Source organism: Bacteroides acidifaciens, from assembly GCF_903181435.1.
Taxonomy (GTDB): Bacteria; Bacteroidota; Bacteroidia; order Bacteroidales; family Bacteroidaceae; genus Bacteroides.
In genome coordinates this window covers 507,123-524,284 of the sequence record NZ_CAEUHO010000005.1, presented here as the reverse complement: position 1 = coordinate 524,284, position 17,162 = coordinate 507,123, and the positions used below count along the sequence as shown (strand labels likewise).

The 17,162-nt window shown below is 43.0% G+C and carries 14 protein-coding genes and 1 riboswitch; of the genes, 7 read left to right on the top strand and 7 right to left on the bottom strand.

What is annotated here, in order from left to right; genetic code table 11:
- The first annotated feature begins 6 nt into the window (after positions 1–6).
- The 3 genes from CLIN57ABFB40_RS19430 to CLIN57ABFB40_RS19420 are packed head-to-tail and all read left to right on the top strand — an operon-like array spanning position 7 to position 3,934.
- The gene (locus tag CLIN57ABFB40_RS19430) at positions 7–1,755 is read left to right on the top strand and encodes a hypothetical protein (RefSeq protein WP_175631549.1); all 1,749 of its coding nucleotides are present in this window, start codon (positions 7–9) and stop codon (positions 1,753–1,755) included.
- A gap of 14 nt (positions 1,756–1,769) precedes the next feature.
- Complete coding sequence (locus tag CLIN57ABFB40_RS19425; protein WP_175631548.1) at positions 1,770–2,546, top strand: DUF5040 domain-containing protein; 777 nt, start codon at positions 1,770–1,772, stop codon at positions 2,544–2,546.
- A 2-nt stretch (positions 2,547–2,548) separates the two neighbouring features.
- A complete protein-coding gene (locus CLIN57ABFB40_RS19420; RefSeq protein WP_175631547.1) occupies positions 2,549–3,934 on the top strand; it encodes an alpha-L-fucosidase in 1,386 nt (461 codons plus the stop codon).
- Positions 3,935–4,368: 434 nt separating this feature from the next.
- Here the strand turns inward: CLIN57ABFB40_RS19420 and CLIN57ABFB40_RS19415 are convergent, their stop codons facing one another.
- Positions 4,369–4,839, bottom strand: a complete 471-nt coding sequence (locus CLIN57ABFB40_RS19415) for an Lrp/AsnC family transcriptional regulator (protein WP_175631546.1) — start codon at positions 4,837–4,839, stop codon at positions 4,369–4,371.
- Between the two features lie 176 nt (positions 4,840–5,015).
- On the opposite strand from CLIN57ABFB40_RS19415, the gene CLIN57ABFB40_RS19410 reads away from it, so the two are divergent.
- Positions 5,016–6,302 carry an O-acetylhomoserine aminocarboxypropyltransferase/cysteine synthase family protein gene (locus CLIN57ABFB40_RS19410; protein WP_175631545.1) on the top strand — a complete coding sequence of 429 codons (1,287 nt, stop codon included), beginning with the start codon at positions 5,016–5,018 and terminating at the stop codon, positions 6,300–6,302.
- Positions 6,303–6,376: 74 nt separating this feature from the next.
- Here the strand turns inward: CLIN57ABFB40_RS19410 and CLIN57ABFB40_RS19405 are convergent, their stop codons facing one another.
- Genes CLIN57ABFB40_RS19405 through CLIN57ABFB40_RS19395 form a run of 3 tightly spaced genes read right to left on the bottom strand, consistent with a single transcriptional unit; the run spans position 6,377 to position 8,248 of the window.
- Positions 6,377–6,628, bottom strand: coding sequence for a hypothetical protein (locus tag CLIN57ABFB40_RS19405; RefSeq protein ID WP_175631544.1), 252 nt, complete (start codon positions 6,626–6,628; stop codon positions 6,377–6,379).
- A 55-nt stretch (positions 6,629–6,683) separates the two neighbouring features.
- Positions 6,684–7,295 (bottom strand): DJ-1/PfpI family protein, encoded by a 612-nt coding sequence (locus CLIN57ABFB40_RS19400; RefSeq protein WP_175631543.1) that lies wholly within the window; start codon positions 7,293–7,295, stop codon positions 6,684–6,686.
- A gap of 50 nt (positions 7,296–7,345) precedes the next feature.
- A complete protein-coding gene (locus CLIN57ABFB40_RS19395; RefSeq protein ID WP_175631542.1) occupies positions 7,346–8,248 on the bottom strand; it encodes a mechanosensitive ion channel family protein in 903 nt (300 codons plus the stop codon).
- A 129-nt stretch (positions 8,249–8,377) separates the two neighbouring features.
- Positions 8,378–8,474: riboswitch (TPP riboswitch) on the top strand.
- Between CLIN57ABFB40_RS19395 and CLIN57ABFB40_RS19390 the strand changes: the two genes are divergently transcribed.
- Genes CLIN57ABFB40_RS19390 through CLIN57ABFB40_RS19380 form a run of 3 tightly spaced genes read left to right on the top strand, consistent with a single transcriptional unit; the run spans position 8,475 to position 11,938 of the window.
- Positions 8,475–10,724, top strand: coding sequence for a TonB-dependent receptor (locus tag CLIN57ABFB40_RS19390; RefSeq protein ID WP_175631541.1), 2,250 nt, complete (start codon positions 8,475–8,477; stop codon positions 10,722–10,724).
- A 12-nt stretch (positions 10,725–10,736) separates the two neighbouring features.
- Positions 10,737–11,315 (top strand): nicotinamide riboside transporter PnuC, encoded by a 579-nt coding sequence (pnuC, locus tag CLIN57ABFB40_RS19385; RefSeq protein WP_175631540.1) that lies wholly within the window; start codon positions 10,737–10,739, stop codon positions 11,313–11,315.
- A complete protein-coding gene (locus CLIN57ABFB40_RS19380) occupies positions 11,312–11,938 on the top strand; it encodes a thiamine diphosphokinase (protein ID WP_175631539.1) in 627 nt (208 codons plus the stop codon). Before pnuC ends, CLIN57ABFB40_RS19380 begins: the two co-directional genes overlap by 4 nt.
- Before the next feature lie 131 nt (positions 11,939–12,069).
- On the opposite strand, the gene thrC is transcribed toward CLIN57ABFB40_RS19380, so the two are convergent.
- The 3 genes from thrC to thrA are packed head-to-tail and all read right to left on the bottom strand — an operon-like array spanning position 12,070 to position 17,033.
- Positions 12,070–13,371, bottom strand: a complete 1,302-nt coding sequence (thrC, locus tag CLIN57ABFB40_RS19375) for a threonine synthase (RefSeq protein ID WP_175631538.1) — start codon at positions 13,369–13,371, stop codon at positions 12,070–12,072.
- Positions 13,372–13,382: 11 nt separating this feature from the next.
- A complete protein-coding gene (locus tag CLIN57ABFB40_RS19370) occupies positions 13,383–14,591 on the bottom strand; it encodes a cofactor-independent phosphoglycerate mutase (RefSeq protein ID WP_175631537.1) in 1,209 nt (402 codons plus the stop codon).
- A gap of 6 nt (positions 14,592–14,597) precedes the next feature.
- Positions 14,598–17,033, bottom strand: coding sequence for a bifunctional aspartate kinase/homoserine dehydrogenase I (gene thrA, locus CLIN57ABFB40_RS19365; protein WP_175631536.1), 2,436 nt, complete (start codon positions 17,031–17,033; stop codon positions 14,598–14,600).
- Positions 17,034–17,162 lie beyond the last annotated feature (129 nt).

The window sequence follows — 17,162 nt, the reverse complement described above, 5'->3', positions numbered from 1 at the left end:
ATTATCATGAGAAAACACCTATTTCCAGTCCTTTTGCTAGCGAACACACTGTGGAGTTGCCTGTTTGCTCAAACTCCTATTGTTATGGATATGGTTCATCATAATCCGGGTGAACCTTTTACAAACACATGGTTCAATGAACCGGGGAATTTAGTGCAATATGGTTTTAACGCGCAAGTAGTTAATGAATTTCAATCTGTACATACAGCCATAACATATAGCAGTTTAGACCCGAGAATATGTCCTGCCGGTTCTAAAGAGTGTCTATGGATCGATTCTGTTGCCACCCGCATAGAAAACAAGATCGAAGCTATCCATAAAGCCGGATTGGAAGCATATTACTTTACTGATATCATCGTACTTCCCAAACGCCTGGTGGAAATTTATAAAAATGAAATTTGTGACGCGACAGGACGAATTGACTTCACTCGCCCCAAAACACAAGAGATACACCGAATCATGCTTCAAGAAATATTCAAACGTTTCCCGAAACTTGACGGTCTGGTTATTCGCGTAGGAGAAACTTACTTGCAAAATACTCCTTACCACACTGGCAATGGCCCCATACCCAGAAACGAAAAATCATGGGAACATAATTCTACATATAAAACCGATGGAGGAGAAAAAATACACAGTAACCTAATAAATCTGCTGAGAGACGAAGTGTGCATACGCCAAAATAAAAAAATCTTCTACCGTACATGGGATTTCGGCTACTTCCATATCAATCCCCAATATTACCTTTCCGTAACAAACAACGTTGAGCCTCACCCCAATCTATATCTATGCATAAAACATGTACAGGGGGATTATCACCGAACGTATAAATTCAACCCTACATTAGGAATAGGTAAGCACAAACAAATTGTAGAAATTGAATGTCAACGCGAATATGAAGGCAAAGGAGCATACCCGAACTATATTGCAGACGGTGTACTTAATGGATTTGAAGAATTAAAATCAGACTCCCAGCCTTACTGTTTGAACCAGTTAAAATCAAATCCCAATTTTGCTGGTATTTGGACATGGTCAAGAGGAGGAGGCTGGAGAGGACCCTATATCAAAAATGAATTATGGTGCGACATAAACGTTGCAATATTGGCCAATTGGGCAAACCAGATGTCGTTACCGGAAAAGGAATTATTTAAGAAATATGCCATGGCCAACGGATTCAAAGGAAAAGACATCGAACGTTTTCATCGTCTTTCTCTTTTGTCTGCTGACGCGATTGTCAGAGGAAGAGCTTCTTTAATTCTCCCCATCAATGTATGGTGGACGAGAGATCAATTCATCGGAGGAGAGAAAGAATTGAGACAGAATCTCAAAACTATTATAGAACAAGGACTAACTCATAAAATCATACTAGAAAAAGCCCAAAGTGTTGCTATCTGGAAAGAGATTGTAGCATTAGCCGACAAAATACAAACAGGCAATCCGGAACTAAAGCGTTACTTACAAACTTCCGCCAAATACGGATTACTTTTATATTCAATCTATGAACAGGGTTGGATTATCATGCTCAAAGGCTACGAAGGAGATATAAATGGCCAATATGACACAAAAAGTATTCGTAAAGCCATCGATAATTATGACCGGTTATGGAAAGAATACAAACTATTCGGAGAGACTCATCCGGATTGTGCCACACTTTATGAGCCTTATAGTTTTGACTTTAACAAACCTCCATTGTATCACGATTTAAAACAAGGGCTAAATCCTACTGTAGATAAATACAGAATTATAGATAAACCATAAAAAAACAAGAAAATATGAAGAAGACATTTCTAACCGTGCTGTTATTTTATATTTTCACAGGAATAGCAGCGGCACAAAACCTGTCAAAAACAACAGAATACAATATCTTATTGACAGGAGCCTCATTCGCTTCTCCGCAAAACGGTTGGTTCGAAATCGGTTGTCGCAAACTGAATGCCGAAGCCATTAACCGAGCCATAGGCGGAGAAGCCATAGCCAACACAGCTAATCGAATGGTCAATGGCACCCTCTACTCCAAAGAAGAGCTAGAAGATATTGATGCATTAGTCATTATGCAAGTACATAATAAAGATGTTTATGAAGAACTTCAACTGAAAGATAAATACACGGATTATGAAGTACCATTTGATCGCAGCAATTACGCGGCAGCCTATGATTATGTCATCAAACGTTACCTCACGGAATGCTATGAATTACGTAATGATACTACATCCAAATACTATAATACTCCTTATGGTAAACCTGCAATTATTGTATTATGTACACACTGGCATGATTGTCGCACCGTTTATAATGAAAGTATCAGAAAGCTCGCCGCTAAATGGGGATTTCCTTTAATTGAATTTGATAAATATATCGGATTCTCAAAAAATGTATTACATCCTGTCACTGGAAAACCTTTCAGCCAATTATATTCCACGGATATTCAGGTTACAGAAGGCATAGCTTATGGACATCATCCTATACGGGGCGAACAATCATATATGCAGCAACGAATGGCAGCTATTTTTGTAGATTTAATGACCAGAATTTTACCTATAAAGCACTAAGTATGAAAAGAACTATTATATATACCCTCTTTCTCCTATCTTTCGTTTGTCAACAGACGAATGCGACACATATTGTTCAAAATCAATATAATTCCTCATTAAACCAATCAGAACGTATGTCTTGGTGGACACATGACAGGTTTGGTCTGTTTATCCACTGGGGACTTTACGCTATGCCTGCTCGCCACGAATGGGTAAAAAGCAGAGAAAAAATGTCCGATGAACATTACAACCGTTACAAAAAATTATTTAATCCCGATTTGTATAATCCGGAAGAATGGGCGTATATGGCAAAAGCAGCCGGAGTTAAATATATGGTTTTTACGGCTAAGCATCATGATGGTTTTTGTATGTGGGACAGTAAATATACGGACTATAAAATAACCAATACACCTTATAAAAAGGATATCCTAAAGCCGTTAGTTAATGCTTTTCGTAACGAAGGCATACGTATAGGATTTTATTATTCGCTATTAGATTGGCATCATCCCGATTTCACCATTGACCGTAACCACCCCCAAATGCCACAAACCCCCGAACTCTTGAAAGAATTAAATAAGAACCGTAACATGGCAAAATACAGGGAATATATGAAAAACCAATTAACCGAATTGCTCACTGAATTTGGACAAATTGATGAACTTTTCATGGATTATACGTATGCTGAAGGAGAAAATGGAAAGAATAGTAAAGACTGGGATGCAGAAGGTATTGTTAAATTAGCACGAAAATTGCAGCCACAGATTATTATAAACAACCGCCTCGGACTAACAGAGAATAACCAAGGCTGGGATTACATTACTCCAGAACAATTCATGCCACAACAGTGGCCCACAGTAAACAGCCAACGAGTTCCTTGGGAAACCTGTCAAACATTCTCCGGTTCATGGGGTTACCATCGTGATGAATACAGTTGGAAAAGTGTACATCAACTAATTGTCATGTTAGCCGAAACTGTCAGTAAGGGTGGAAATCTATTACTAAACGTTGGCCCAACAGCAAGAGGTGTTTTTGACGAACGTGCTATAGAACGTTTAAACGGCCTGGCACATTGGATGCGTTTTCATAGTAGCGCCATTTATGGATGTACCGCCGCACCAACTGAATATGCTTGTCCCAACAATTGTATTCTCACATATAACCCCAATACTAACCGACTGTATATACACGTGTTAGAATGGCCATTCAAATCCTTATATCTAAAACAATATAAAGGAAAAATCAAATATGCTCAATTATTGAATGACAATTCAGAACTAAAATTTCGGACTGAAACCCAAAAAGGAAGCCATATGACCGAAAATACAGGAGCTGACGATGTTATCATCACTTTACCTGTAGAACGCCCAAATGTCGAGTTACCGGTTATAGAACTTATATTGGAGTAATCAATAGCACTGGAAAATTAATTATTACTGCATCAAGCAAACATATGCATACTTTTTTATTTTTAATGATGCATCTATTTATAGACGAATTCGGCATGCGCCATTTATCAAATACATGATTATTGATTATGGTAACAAGCTAGTCAAGATATACAAGAGTATGATGGCAGTTTATCCATTCAGCATTATGCAATAACCTGATAAACGAAATCACACGAAAGACAGCTATATTGGACAACCATCTATCGAAAAATCAGTCTATCTTTGTGATATTGATAATTAAAAGTAAATATAGATGCCATGAAAGAAACTTTGCAGATTCCCACTCCCGAAATGCTGGAAAACCCGATAGGTAAAGAACTTTATAATGTATGGGATAATTCTCAGAATACACAATTGCAAGAATAAAAATTATCATGGCTATTCGGAATAGCCTAAATATGTATTCCATACTGATGTTTCACCTCAGCCATCACAAAAGTACTTTCCAACGAACCCAGGCTATCAATCGTACCTAATACATTCAGAATAAACTCCTGATAATATTTCATATTGGGAGCATGAATCTTCAATAAGTAATCATAGCTCCCTGATATGTTATAGCATTCGGTCACTTCGGGAATATCCTGTATGATTCGGGTAAATTCGGCAGCAATATCCCGATTCAGCCGCCTGAGCTTCACACTGCAAAATACCACAAATCCCTGATTCAGCTTTTCCGCATCAAGTACGGCGATATACTTCTTTATATAACCGCCACTCTCGAGACGTTTGAGACGTTCGAATACAGGGGTTGATGACAAACTCACCCGTGCAGCCAGCTCTTTGGTGGTCAGACGGGCGTTCTCTTGCAAAGTACGGAGTATTTGCAAATCTACTTTATCCAGTTTCTCCAATGCACTCATAGAATAATATTCTTCTAAAAGGTGAATTTCAGAAATGAAACAAATCATTCATTCTATATAACGTCACAAAAATAGCATTATTTTCTATACTTTCGTCATATATTGTTCGATAACTCTATATCCAATAAATTTGCAAGAAAATAAACAAGATTATTCAACCTCAAAAACATACGATTATGGCAACAAAGAAATTACACTTCGAGACTTTACAAGTACATGTAGGACAGGAACAGGCAGATCCGGCAACAGATGCCCGTGCAGTCCCTATCTACCAGACTACTTCTTATGTATTTCACAACTCCGCCCATGCAGCCGCACGTTTCGGTCTGCAAGATCCGGGAAATATCTACGGTCGTCTGACTAACTCTACCCAAGGAGTTTTTGAACAGCGTGTAGCCGCCCTTGAAGGTGGAGTAGCGGGTCTGGCTGTCGCTTCCGGTGCTGCCGCTATCACTTATGCATTTGAGAATATCACTCGTGCCGGCGACCATATTGTAGCAGCCAAGACTATCTATGGCGGAAGCTATAATCTATTGGCGCATACCCTACCCAGCTACGGCATCACAACGACTTTTGTTGACCCAAGCGATTTATCAAACTTTGAAAAGGCTATTCAAGAGAATACAAAAGCGGTATTTATCGAGACATTAGGTAATCCGAATTCTAATATCATTGATATAGAAGCAGTGGCAGAAATAGCCCACCGCCACCAAATACCTCTGATTATTGACAACACATTCGGAACTCCATATTTAATCCGCCCCATCGAACACGGCGCAGACATCGTAGTACATTCAGCCACGAAATTCATCGGCGGACACGGGTCGTCACTAGGTGGAGTCATCGTCGATTCCGGCAAGTTCGACTGGGTAGCTTCCGGCAAGTTTCCACAACTCACGGAACCCGACCCTTGCTATCACGGAGTACGCTTTGTAGACGCTGCCGGTCCAGCCGCTTACGCTACACGTATCCGTGCCATTCTGTTGCGCGACACCGGAGCAACTATCAGCCCATTCAACGCTTTCATCCTGCTGCAAGGTCTGGAAACTCTTTCCTTACGTGTAGAGCGTCATGTAGAAAATGCATTGAAAGTAGTGAATTTCTTAAACAATCATCCGAAAGTGAAGAAAGTCAACCATCCGTCATTGGCCAATCATCCTGACCATGCACTGTATCAGCGTTATTTTCCGAACGGTGCTGGTTCTATCTTCACTTTCGAGGTAAAAGGCGGTCAAGAAGAGGCACACCGCTTCATCGACAGTCTGGAGATTTTCTCCCTACTTGCCAATGTGGCCGACGTGAAATCATTGGTGATCCATCCGGCGAGCACGACCCATTCGCAGCTCAATGCACAGGAACTAGCCGAACAGGAAATTTATCCGGGCACCGTACGCCTATCCATTGGAACAGAACATATCGATGACCTGATTGCGGATTTGGATCAGGCACTTGCCAAAATCTAACATTCAATCATTGAAATGGAAGATGATTATCTTTGATTGTTCGTTCTATTTCTTTATAATCAAATATGACATTTCTATTCATATATTTTTCCCATATATAGAATCCTCGCAAGCAACGAATAATCAACCTTTCCCCAATCAATATCATTAAACTCTGATGAAGAATAATCCTCTATCCACGATTGCATGGCGTTAAGAAATTCATCTATTGTCCGATTTTCCCATTCTTCAGAATTTGTCAGGAAACTGCTATTCAGTTCGTCCAAAAATGCCAAAAAGGCTTTTTTGGACGATATTTCTTCGATACGTTTAGAAATACAATCCATAGTCATTTGTTATGATTCAATACTTCGTATTCCATGTGATTCAATATCCATACAATCATTGTTTACCGGAAAGCAAGCAAAAGCCTTGCTTGTTGAACTGATAGTACATTTCGATGCGTTCTGGCGTTTCGTTTTCAAGCAGCAGAAGCAGTTCTTTGGCAAATTCAAGCGTTGCCGAACCGTTTGCCGTCACAATGTTTTTGTCGCAGATCGCTTGTGCATGGACATATCCGTCAGGATGAGTATAGTTGTGACCGCCCCAAAGTTGTAGCTGCTCCAAGCCATTGCCGGTATGCTTGACTGCATTGAGGAATCCGTGTTTTGCCATGAATGAAGCTCCATTACAGATTGCACCGACAATCTTTCCTTTCTCAATGGCTTGTTGAACAATCGGTACAACCAGCTCTGCAACAGGAGTAGTCCAACCAAAACCGCCAATCAGCACTAACGCTGCATAATCATCGGGCATCGTTTCAAACGAATAATCAGGTAAAGTTCGGAAGCCACCGATGGATTTTACTGGCTCCATTGTCGGAGCGACAGCCTTATTGACATATTTCGGATTCTCTTTCAGAGCGAACTCATCAGAGGCTATGGCTTGTGAAAGATATACAATTTCGTGTGCCGCATAATCCGGCAGGAGGATATATAGAATTTCGTTGCTCATAACATCATTTTTCTAACGTTTAAGATACGGGAAGAATCGGCATATCATAATTAATTTCCCTGATGTACTGTAAGTTGCGGGAAAGGGAAGTTGATACCTTTTTCATTGAAGGTTTCGTAAATCGCTTTATTGATATCGAAATAAACACCCCAGTAATCTCCGCTATTTACCCATACACGTGCTACGACATTCACACTGCTGGCGTCCAGCGCGTGAAGAGCCACAAAGGGAGCCGGTTCTTTCAGGATACGTTGGTCAGTAGCAAGAATATCATAAACGATTTTCTGCACTTTCTCATAATCTTCTCCATAATCTACCCCAACAATCCATTCCACGCGACGGGTTTCCTGATTGCTATAGTTGGTTACCACTCCACTACTCATTGCACCATTCGGCACGTAAATCACTTTATTATCTGCAGTAGTCAAAATAGTATGAAAAATCTGTATTTCTTTCACTGTACCGGAAACTCCCTGGCTTTCTATCCAATCTCCCACTTTATATGGCTTAAACAACAATACAATCAAGCCTCCCGCAAAATTCTGCAAATTACCGGATAAAGCCATACCGACAGCCACACCGGCAGAAGCCAACAAAGCAGCAAACGACGTGGTTTCAACGCCAAGAGCACCTACTACAGAAATGATTAACAGTACGGTCAACGTAATATTCACCAAGCTTTTTACAAAAGTCTTGATACTTACATCCACTTTCCTTTTATCCATCAAACGCCCGACAAACTTATTAAGCATAGAGATAAGGAAACGTCCGACGATAAAAACAATGACCGCAATCAGTATACGTTCTCCGGCACGAATGGCAAAGTCTATCAATTGTTGGGTAATCAGCGAGAGTTTGTCCAATCCGTCAGCATTGGCAATCGCTTCTTTCATTAATTTATCTGCGGCCACTTGTACAGAATCCGCAGCTTGTGTTGCTTGTAATAATAGCATAATTAAAATGTATATTAAATGAGTAAACAGTTATATGGCTATTCTAATAAGTTACAAAGTTATATTGTTTTTAGTGAATCTAAAAGTTTTTTTTGCTTTCCTCCTGCAAAAGCTGTATTTTTGTAACCGATTCACTGGTAGGGGTGCCTTAACATGACGGGCTGAGAACATACCCATAGAATCTGATCCGGGTAATGCCGGCGTAGAGAACTAATTAGTAAGCAAGATGAAAAAAGTTGTATGGATGGCCATCGCCTTATCGGGCGTAGGCATCTCTGTTCATGCACAGACGAGTGTAAAGGATAGTATGAAAGTAGTAAACCTACAAGAAGTGCAGGTAGTATCCACGCGTGCCACCGCCAAAACTCCCGTGGCATTCACCAATATAGGCAAAGCAGAATTGAAGAAGGTTAACTTCGGACAGGATATCCCTTATCTGTTAAGCATGACTCCTTCTACACTGACCACATCGGATGCAGGAGCAGGTATCGGCTACACGACTCTTCGTGTGCGCGGAACCGACGGTACACGTATCAACATCACGGTAAACGGCATACCGATGAACGATGCCGAAAGCCATAATCTGTTCTGGGTAAATATGCCCGACTTTTCTTCCTCCGTAAAAGATATGCAAGTGCAACGAGGCGCAGGTACGTCTACCAACGGGGCAGGTGCCTTCGGAGCCAGCGTTAATATGCAGACTGAAGGTGCATCCATGAAGCCGTATGCCGAATTCAACGGTTCATACGGTTCATTCAACACGCACAAGGAAACGGTGAAAGTAGGAACCGGTTTGCTCAATAACCATTGGACGTTTGACGCCCGTCTTTCCAATATCGGTACGGACGGATACATAGACCGCGCTTCGGTAGACCTGAATTCTTACTACCTGCAAGGAGGTTATTTTGCAGAAAACACATCTGTGAAACTGATTGCATTTGCTGGAAAAGAAAAGACATATCATGCCTGGGGATACGCAACCAAAAAGGAAATGGAGGATTTCGGCAGACGCTACAACCCCTGTGGCGAGATGTACACCGACGCCAACGGCAACAAGCATTTTTATGACGACCAAACGGATAATTATCTGCAAAAGAATTATCAGCTTCTCTTCAATCATACTTTCTCGACAGCCTGGAATCTGAATGTTGCCTTGCATTACACCAAAGGCGATGGCTATTACGAAGAGTACAAAGACGACAGATCCCTTATAGAATATGGCCTGAAACCATTCACTATTGATGGAACCGAAATAACCAAAAGCGATTTAGTCCGTCAGAAGAAGATGGACAACAAATTCGGTGGCGGCGTTTTTTCTCTCAATTATACGGTCAACAGGCTGAATGCGTCTCTAGGAGGTGGTTTGAATCAATACCGGGGCAATAACTTCGGAAGAGTTCCCTGGGTGAAGAATTATGTGGGCACTCTATCTCCCGACCATGAATATTACCGCAATAAATCCAAAAAGACCGATGGCAATATTTATCTGAAAGCAAACTACGATCTTACCAGAGGATTAAGCGCGTATGCCGATCTTCAGTATCGACACATCGACTATACCATCGACGGAAACAATGATAAATATGACTGGAGCAAAAATGCCCTGCGTCCACTGGCAGTAGACAAGAAGTTCGATTTCTTTAACCCGAAAGTCGGGTTAAACTGGAACATCACGTCCAACCATCGCGTTTATGCCTCTTTCTCGGTAGCCCAAAAAGAACCGACAAGAAACAATTATACGGATAGCGATCCGGATTCATACCCCAAAGCTGAAAAACTGCTCGACTATGAAGCAGGATATACTTTCGCCAACCAATGGCTGACGACAGGTGCAAACTTCTACTACATGGATTATACCGACCAACTGGTTCTGACCGGAGCTTTAAACGATATAGGTGAAGCACTGACCGAAAACGTGCCGGACAGTTATCGTATGGGAGTCGAGCTAATGCTGGGAATCAAACCGTGTAAATGGTTTCAATGGGACATCAACGCTACATGGAGCAAAAACCGCATCCAAGATTTTGTAGAAAGCCTGCCGGGCTACCACTATAATGACGACGGTAGTTCTACTTCCCTCCCGACTGTTCAGATCAAGCATAAAGACACTCACATCGCTTTCTCACCCGACTTTCTATTTAATAACCGCTTCTCATTTATTTATAAGGGATTCGAAGCAGCTTTGCAATCACAGTTCGTAAGCAAACAGTATATGACAAATGCGGAAGTAGAAGAATTGACTCTTGATAAATATTTTGTCAATAACCTCAATCTGGCGTACTCCTTCCGTCCCAAGAAGGTGTTGAAAGAAGTCACGGTAGGGTTCACTGTGTACAATCTGTTTAATGAAAAATATGAAAACAACGGTTGGGCTTCGAGCGACTACACCGATACGGTGGAGAATCGGAGAAACTATGCCGGATATGCAGCGCAGGCAGGAACAAACGTCATGGGACATGTTTCTATCCGCTTTTAATACCACAGGGCTATGGAAATGAATTTTCTGGAAATATTCGGTACGATTGTCGGTTTAGTCTACCTTTGGTTGGAATACCGGGCAAGTATCTATCTTTGGATAGCGGGGATTATCATGCCTGCTATCTATATCTTCGTATATTACAAAGCAGGATTATACGCTGACTTTGGCATCAATATCTACTATCTGATAGCCGCCGTTTATGGCTGGTTCTTTTGGATGTGGGGACAGAGGAAAGAAAAACAGACTCAATCTGCCCTTCCCATCATACATACACCGTGGAAATGCTATCTTCCGCTTCTGCTGATATTCATCGTTGCCTTTATCGGCATTGCCTGGATACTCATTGAATACACGGACAGCAATGTACCATGGCTGGATAGCTTCACCACGGCACTGAGCATTGTCGGCATGTGGATGCTGGCACGCAAATATATCGAACAATGGTTTGCTTGGATACTTGTAGACATCGTTTGTTGCGGACTGTATATTTATAAAGACCTTTATTTTACTTCTGCTTTATACGGACTTTACTCCATTATAGCTATCTTTGGCTACTTTAAATGGAAAAAAATAATGAGCATACAATGATAAACGAAGACTATATGCCCGAAGCCGTGATATTGGCTAACGGTGAATATCCTACTCACACTCTTCCTTTGCGAATGTTGGAAGAAGCTAAATTCGTAGCTTGTTGTGACGGTGCAGCCAATGAATATATCTCTCGTGGACATACACCGGACGTGATTATCGGTGACGGTGATTCTCTTTCACCGGAATATAAAGAACGTTTCTCTTCTATCGTACACCAGATAGCCGACCAGGAAACGAACGACCAAACCAAAGCTGTTCACTTTCTGCAAGAGAAAGGATTCCGTAAGATTGCCATTGTCGGAGCTACCGGCAAACGGGAAGACCATACACTGGGAAATATCAGCCTGCTGATTGACTATATGAAAGAGGGCATGGAAATAAGGACAATTACGGACTACGGTGTATTTATGTCTGTGAACGGTACACAGACATTCGAGTCCCATCCCGGACAGCAGATTTCGATTATCAATTTCGGAGCAAAAGGATTAAAGGAGGAAGGATTGGTTTATCCGCTCAGTGACTTCACCAACTGGTGGCAAGGTACGCTGAATGAAGCAACAGCCGATGAGTTTACCATTCATTGTACAGGAGAGTATTTGATATTCCTGGCTTTTGTGTAAACTACATTTAAACGGCAGACTTGTACCAAGCCATTGTCAAAGCAGTGCCACCCTGTTGGCACAGCCGTGACACCTCAATGGCACGACCATGCCAATAGAGTGGCACAAACTCCTTAATGGAAAGATGAAGATCAGAGCGAAAGCAGATACTTCTTAAAGTCTGCAAACTCTTTCGTCATTTGGAGACTCTTCTTCTCACCTTTCATAAACTCCTGCAATTTGGCAGGTATTTCCACCGTTTCACCAATGATACTTTCTACTGTTTCGAGGAACTTGGCAGGATGGGCTGTTTCGAGGAATACACCTGTTTCGCCCGGTTGTAAACCTTCTGCCAATGCACGATAGCCACATGCCCCATGAGGGTCGAGCAGATAATGGTGTTCTTTCCAAGTCTCTTTCACAGTTTCACGGATTTGTTCGTCGGTATAGGTAGTTCCCGAAATCTCGGCGGAGATAGCAGCATGAGAACCTTTATACAAATCGAGTACACGGGCAAAGTTGCTCGGGTCGCCTACGTCCATGGCATTAGCGATGGTTGCAATAGACGGACGCGGGTTGTATTCGCCTGTTTGCAGATATTGGTAGAATATATCGTTACGGTTATTAGCCGCAATGAAACGTTTCACTGGTAATCCCATTTTCTTACCGAACAGACCGGCAGTGATATTTCCGAAGTTTCCGCTAGGAACGCAGATTACTGCATTGTCAGCTTTTCCGGCACGCTTCAACTGGGCATAAGCGTAGAAATAATAGAATGCTTGCGGCAGGAAGCGGGCAACGTTGATAGAATTGGCGGAAGTAAGGGAAAGATGTTCGTTCAGTTCCTTATCCATGAAAGCCGATTTCACCAATGCCTGACAATCATCGAATGTTCCGTCCACTTCGAGGGCGGTAATATTCTGTCCTAATGTGGTGAATTGCTTTTCCTGTATTTCGCTCACTTTTCCTTTCGGATAAAGTACATATACATGAATACCTTCCACACCTAAGAAACCGTTAGCCACCGCACTTCCCGTATCACCGGAAGTGGCTACCAGCACATTGACATTCTTCTGCCCTTCTTTCTTAATGAAATAACCAAGCAGACGCGCCATAAAACGCCCCCCCACATCCTTGAAAGCCAATGTCGGACCGTGGAAAAGTTCGAGTGAGTAGATATTCTCCGATACTTTCACCAAAGGCACATCGAAACTTAAAGTGTCATACACAATCTGTTTCAACGTATCGGCAGGAACGTCCTCACCGAAGAAAGCATCGGCTACACGATAAGCAATCTCCTGGAAGGACAAGCTTTCAATCGAATCGTAAAAATCTTGTGGAAGCGGTTTGATGGACATAGGCATAAACAGCCCTTTATCGGCAGCAAGCCCTTTCACTACCGCTTCTTGCAGTGAAGCATTAGGCGCTTGCTTATTTGTACTATAATAAATCATAATCGGATGCGTTATTTCATGAACTCTTTTATAAACTCGTCTTCTTTCAGCAGACCGTAGCTACCGCTACAAGCCGCCACTTCGTCATACGTCTGTACTTCGTCCGGTTCGATACCCGGATACCAGATAAGGAACGGGATAGGGTCGGCAGTATGCGTACGAAGCTCGCAAGGAGTGGGATGGTCGGGCAATACGGCTATCGCCACAGGCTCGTCCCAGTCTTTCACAGCTTCATAGATAGGGCCTACGGCACGTTTATCGAGATTCTCGATAGTCAGGAGTTTCAGGTCGATGTCCCCTTCGTGTCCCGCCTCATCACTGGCTTCGATATGCAGATAAACAAAGTCGTCCGTCTTTAAGGCTTCCAAAGCGGCGGCTACTTTGTTTTCATAATTCGTATTATAAAGTCCGGTGGCTCCCTCTACTGCGATGCGGCGTAAGCCTGCATAGTAACCGATTCCGTTTATCAAGTCTACAGCAGAGATAACCGCTCCTTTCTTCACCTGCGGGAATGTTTCGGAGAAGGTAGGCATCTGCGGACGGTAACCGGGACTCCAAGGCCAAATGCTGTTTGCAGGGTCTTTGCCTTCGGCCATACGTTTCAGATTCAACGGATGGTCTTTCAACAATTCCTGTGATTTCAGAATCAGGTCATTAATCAAGTCTGCCGTCTCTTGAGCTTCCGGCACCAATGGTTTCACCATTAGCGGACGGAAAGGCTTCAAAGGCACATCGTGCGGTGGAGTACAGTCCAGTTCCTTGTTTCCTCCTTTAATAACTAATAGATGACGATACTGGACTCCCGTATGAAAACGCACGCGGTCGTTGCCCAGTTTCTCTTGCAGATATTGGATTAATACGTCCGCCTCTTCCGTAGAGATATGTCCCGAAGAGTGATTCTTCAGAATCTCCCCTTCCACACAAATCAGGTTGCAACGCATCGCCATCTCTCCCGGCTGCAGGTCTACACCGATACTCGCCGCTTCGAGCGGACCGCGACCTTCGTACACTTTCGGAAGATTATATCCCAATACGGACATATTGGCCACCTCACTACCCGGATGAAAGCCTTCGGCAACGGTATGCAACCGTCCGACACGCCCCATGCGGGCTAATTTATCCATATAAGGCGTCTTTGCATATTGCAGGAGCGTCCTATCCCCTAATGACTTCACCGGCCAGTCGGCCATTCCGTCTCCCAATATGATAATATGTTTCATAAGGCGTTAAACGTTTGCGATGCTCATAATATCGGCAAATACTCCGGCAGCAGTCACGCCTGCACCTGCACCGTATCCCTGAATCATCATCGGATATTCTTTATAACGTTCCGTAGTCAGCAGGATGATATTGTTGCTGCCTTCCAAGCCGTAGAACGGATGGTTGGCTCCCACTTCCTGCAAACCGACAGAGGCTTTTCCATCCTCCAGTTTGGCTACAAAACGCCAGTGTTTATTTTCTTTTTCGAGTACTTGGCGACGGGCTTCAAAATCAGCGTCAAGGCTCGGAACACGTTTCCAGAAGTCATCCAGAGAACCTTCGAAGAAATCGTTCGGGACAAAGAGATTCTTCTCTACATCTTCCTGTTCGATGCGGTATCCGGCTTCGCGTGCCAGAATCACCAGTTTGCGGATGACGTCCTTACCACTGAGGTCAATACGTGGGTCGGGTTCGGAATAACGTTCTTCCTGCGCCATCTTGATGGTACGGCTAAAAGGAATATCGGCGCTGATTTTATTGAAGATGTAATTCAATGTACCCGAAAGTACGGCTTCAATTTTCAATATCTTGTCGCCACTATGAATCAAGTCGTTGATTGTATTGATAATCGGAAGTCCCGCACCTACGTTTGTTTCGAACAGGTACTTCACGCCACGTTGACGGGCAATCGTTTTCAGGTCGCGGTAGTTCTCATAAGCCGAAGAAGCAGCAATCTTGTTGGCGGCTACAACGGAGACGTTATGTTCCAGCAAATCCTTGTAGAGCGATGCTATGTCGGGGCTTGCCGTACAGTCTACAAATACGGAATTGAAGATATTCATGCCGACTATTTCGTCACGGATAGTCTGCAGGTTGCTGTCCTTACCTTTCTCTTTCAGTTCTTCGCGGAAGTTGGCAAGGTCGAACCCTTCACGGCTGAACATCGCTTTAGCTGCATCAATGATACCTACCACATGAAGTTTCAGCCCGTTCTCCATCATCAGTTTTTGCTGCTGGCAACGAATCTGCTCTACCAGGCTGCCACCCACCGTACCGATACCGCAGATAAAGAGGTTCAATACCTGATATTCGGACAGGAAGAAAGAGTCATGAATCACGTTCAGTGATTTGCGCAAGGATTTGGAATCGACAACAAAAGAGATATTTGTTTCCGAAGCACCTTGTGCACAAGCGATTACGTTGATACCGTTGCGTCCCAACGTACCGAATAGCTTACCTGCGATGCCCGGTGTATGCTTCATATTCTCGCCTACGATAGCAACCGTAGCCAGATTTCTTTCCGCAAGAATCGGAGAGATTTCCCCCATTTCAATTTCCTTGGCAAATTCTTCGTTCAGCACTTCGCAAGCCAGGTCGGCATCGGCATTACGCACACCGATAGAAGTACTGTTTTCCGATGAAGCCTGAGATACGAGAAACACACTGATTCCGTTCTTTGCCAGCGCTTTAAAGATACGGTAGTTGACACCGATTACACCTACCATACCGAGTCCCTGAACAGTAATCAGGCTCGTATCGTTGATGGAAGAAATACCCTTAATGGCTTTGCAATGCGGATTGGAAACTTCCTGTTTGATGATAGTTCCTACTCCGTCGGGATTGAATGTATTCTTTATTATAATAGGTATATTCTTGTGGCATACCGGATAGATGGTCGGCGGATAAACGACTTTCGCACCGAAGTTACAAAGTTCGGTTGCTTCTACGTAAGTCAGTTCGGCAATCGTGTAGGCCGTTGAGATGACACGCGGGTCGGCAGTCATAAAACCGTCTACATCCGTCCATATCTCCAGGCTATTGGCATCGAGTGCTGCGGCAATAATGGCAGCCGTATAGTCGGAACCGCCACGACCGAGATTCGTTACATCTCCCGACATCTTGTCAGAAGAGATGAATCCGGGCACTAACGATACTTTCGGAAGTGAGTTGAAAGCCTCTTTCACCAGTTTATTAGTCAGTTCCGCATCCAGCGTATGTTTATTATGCTTCTTTTCCGTCTTGATAAAAGTGCGCGAATCGAACCATTGTGCCCCTTCAATCAGTTCGGCAACGATAATGGATGAAAGACGTTCTCCATAGCTGACAATTGTATCCGATGTCTTCGGTGAAAGGTCTTTAATCAGATAGATTCCCTGGAAAATGTCTTTCAACTCGTTCAGCAGTTCGCCAATCTGACGTTGCAACGAAGTTTGTTTTTCTCCGGCAGGAATCACTTCCTTAATCATCTCCACATGGCGGTAAACGATTTCGCGGAACTCGCCTTCATAGGCCGAATCTCCCACTGCCGCCATCTTCGATGTGTTTATCAATTTGTCAGTGATGCCCCCCAATGCGGAAACAACTACAATTACCGGCTCTTTAGCCGACTCTACGATTCTCTTTACGCTTAAAATGCTGTTCACGGAACCTACGGACGTTCCGCCGAATTTCATTACTTTCATGAAGATACTTATTTAAATGCAATGCCCTGTGTATAGTTTTACAGAACGATTGGTTGTTTACGAATAAAATTGAATTTGAATTTTGCCTGTTTATACAAGCGTGAATCACGTAGATACACAAAACTATCC

Coding starts and splice junctions, on each gene's coding strand:
- CLIN57ABFB40_RS19430 (WP_175631549.1), top strand. CDS start 7: ATGAGAAAACACCTATTTCCAGTCCTTTTGCTAGCGAACACACTGTGG.
- CLIN57ABFB40_RS19425 (WP_175631548.1), top strand. CDS start 1,770: ATGAAGAAGACATTTCTAACCGTGCTGTTATTTTATATTTTCACAGGA.
- CLIN57ABFB40_RS19420 (WP_175631547.1), top strand. CDS start 2,549: ATGAAAAGAACTATTATATATACCCTCTTTCTCCTATCTTTCGTTTGT.
- CLIN57ABFB40_RS19415 (WP_175631546.1), bottom strand. CDS start 4,839: ATGAGTGCATTGGAGAAACTGGATAAAGTAGATTTGCAAATACTCCGT.
- CLIN57ABFB40_RS19410 (WP_175631545.1), top strand. CDS start 5,016: ATGGCAACAAAGAAATTACACTTCGAGACTTTACAAGTACATGTAGGA.
- CLIN57ABFB40_RS19405 (WP_175631544.1), bottom strand. CDS start 6,628: ATGGATTGTATTTCTAAACGTATCGAAGAAATATCGTCCAAAAAAGCC.
- CLIN57ABFB40_RS19400 (WP_175631543.1), bottom strand. CDS start 7,295: ATGAGCAACGAAATTCTATATATCCTCCTGCCGGATTATGCGGCACAC.
- CLIN57ABFB40_RS19395 (WP_175631542.1), bottom strand. CDS start 8,248: ATGCTATTATTACAAGCAACACAAGCTGCGGATTCTGTACAAGTGGCC.
- CLIN57ABFB40_RS19390 (WP_175631541.1), top strand. CDS start 8,475: ATGAAAAAAGTTGTATGGATGGCCATCGCCTTATCGGGCGTAGGCATC.
- pnuC (WP_175631540.1), top strand. CDS start 10,737: ATGGAAATGAATTTTCTGGAAATATTCGGTACGATTGTCGGTTTAGTC.
- CLIN57ABFB40_RS19380 (WP_175631539.1), top strand. CDS start 11,312: ATGATAAACGAAGACTATATGCCCGAAGCCGTGATATTGGCTAACGGT.
- thrC (WP_175631538.1), bottom strand. CDS start 13,371: ATGATTTATTATAGTACAAATAAGCAAGCGCCTAATGCTTCACTGCAA.
- CLIN57ABFB40_RS19370 (WP_175631537.1), bottom strand. CDS start 14,591: ATGAAACATATTATCATATTGGGAGACGGAATGGCCGACTGGCCGGTG.
- thrA (WP_175631536.1), bottom strand. CDS start 17,033: ATGAAAGTAATGAAATTCGGCGGAACGTCCGTAGGTTCCGTGAACAGC.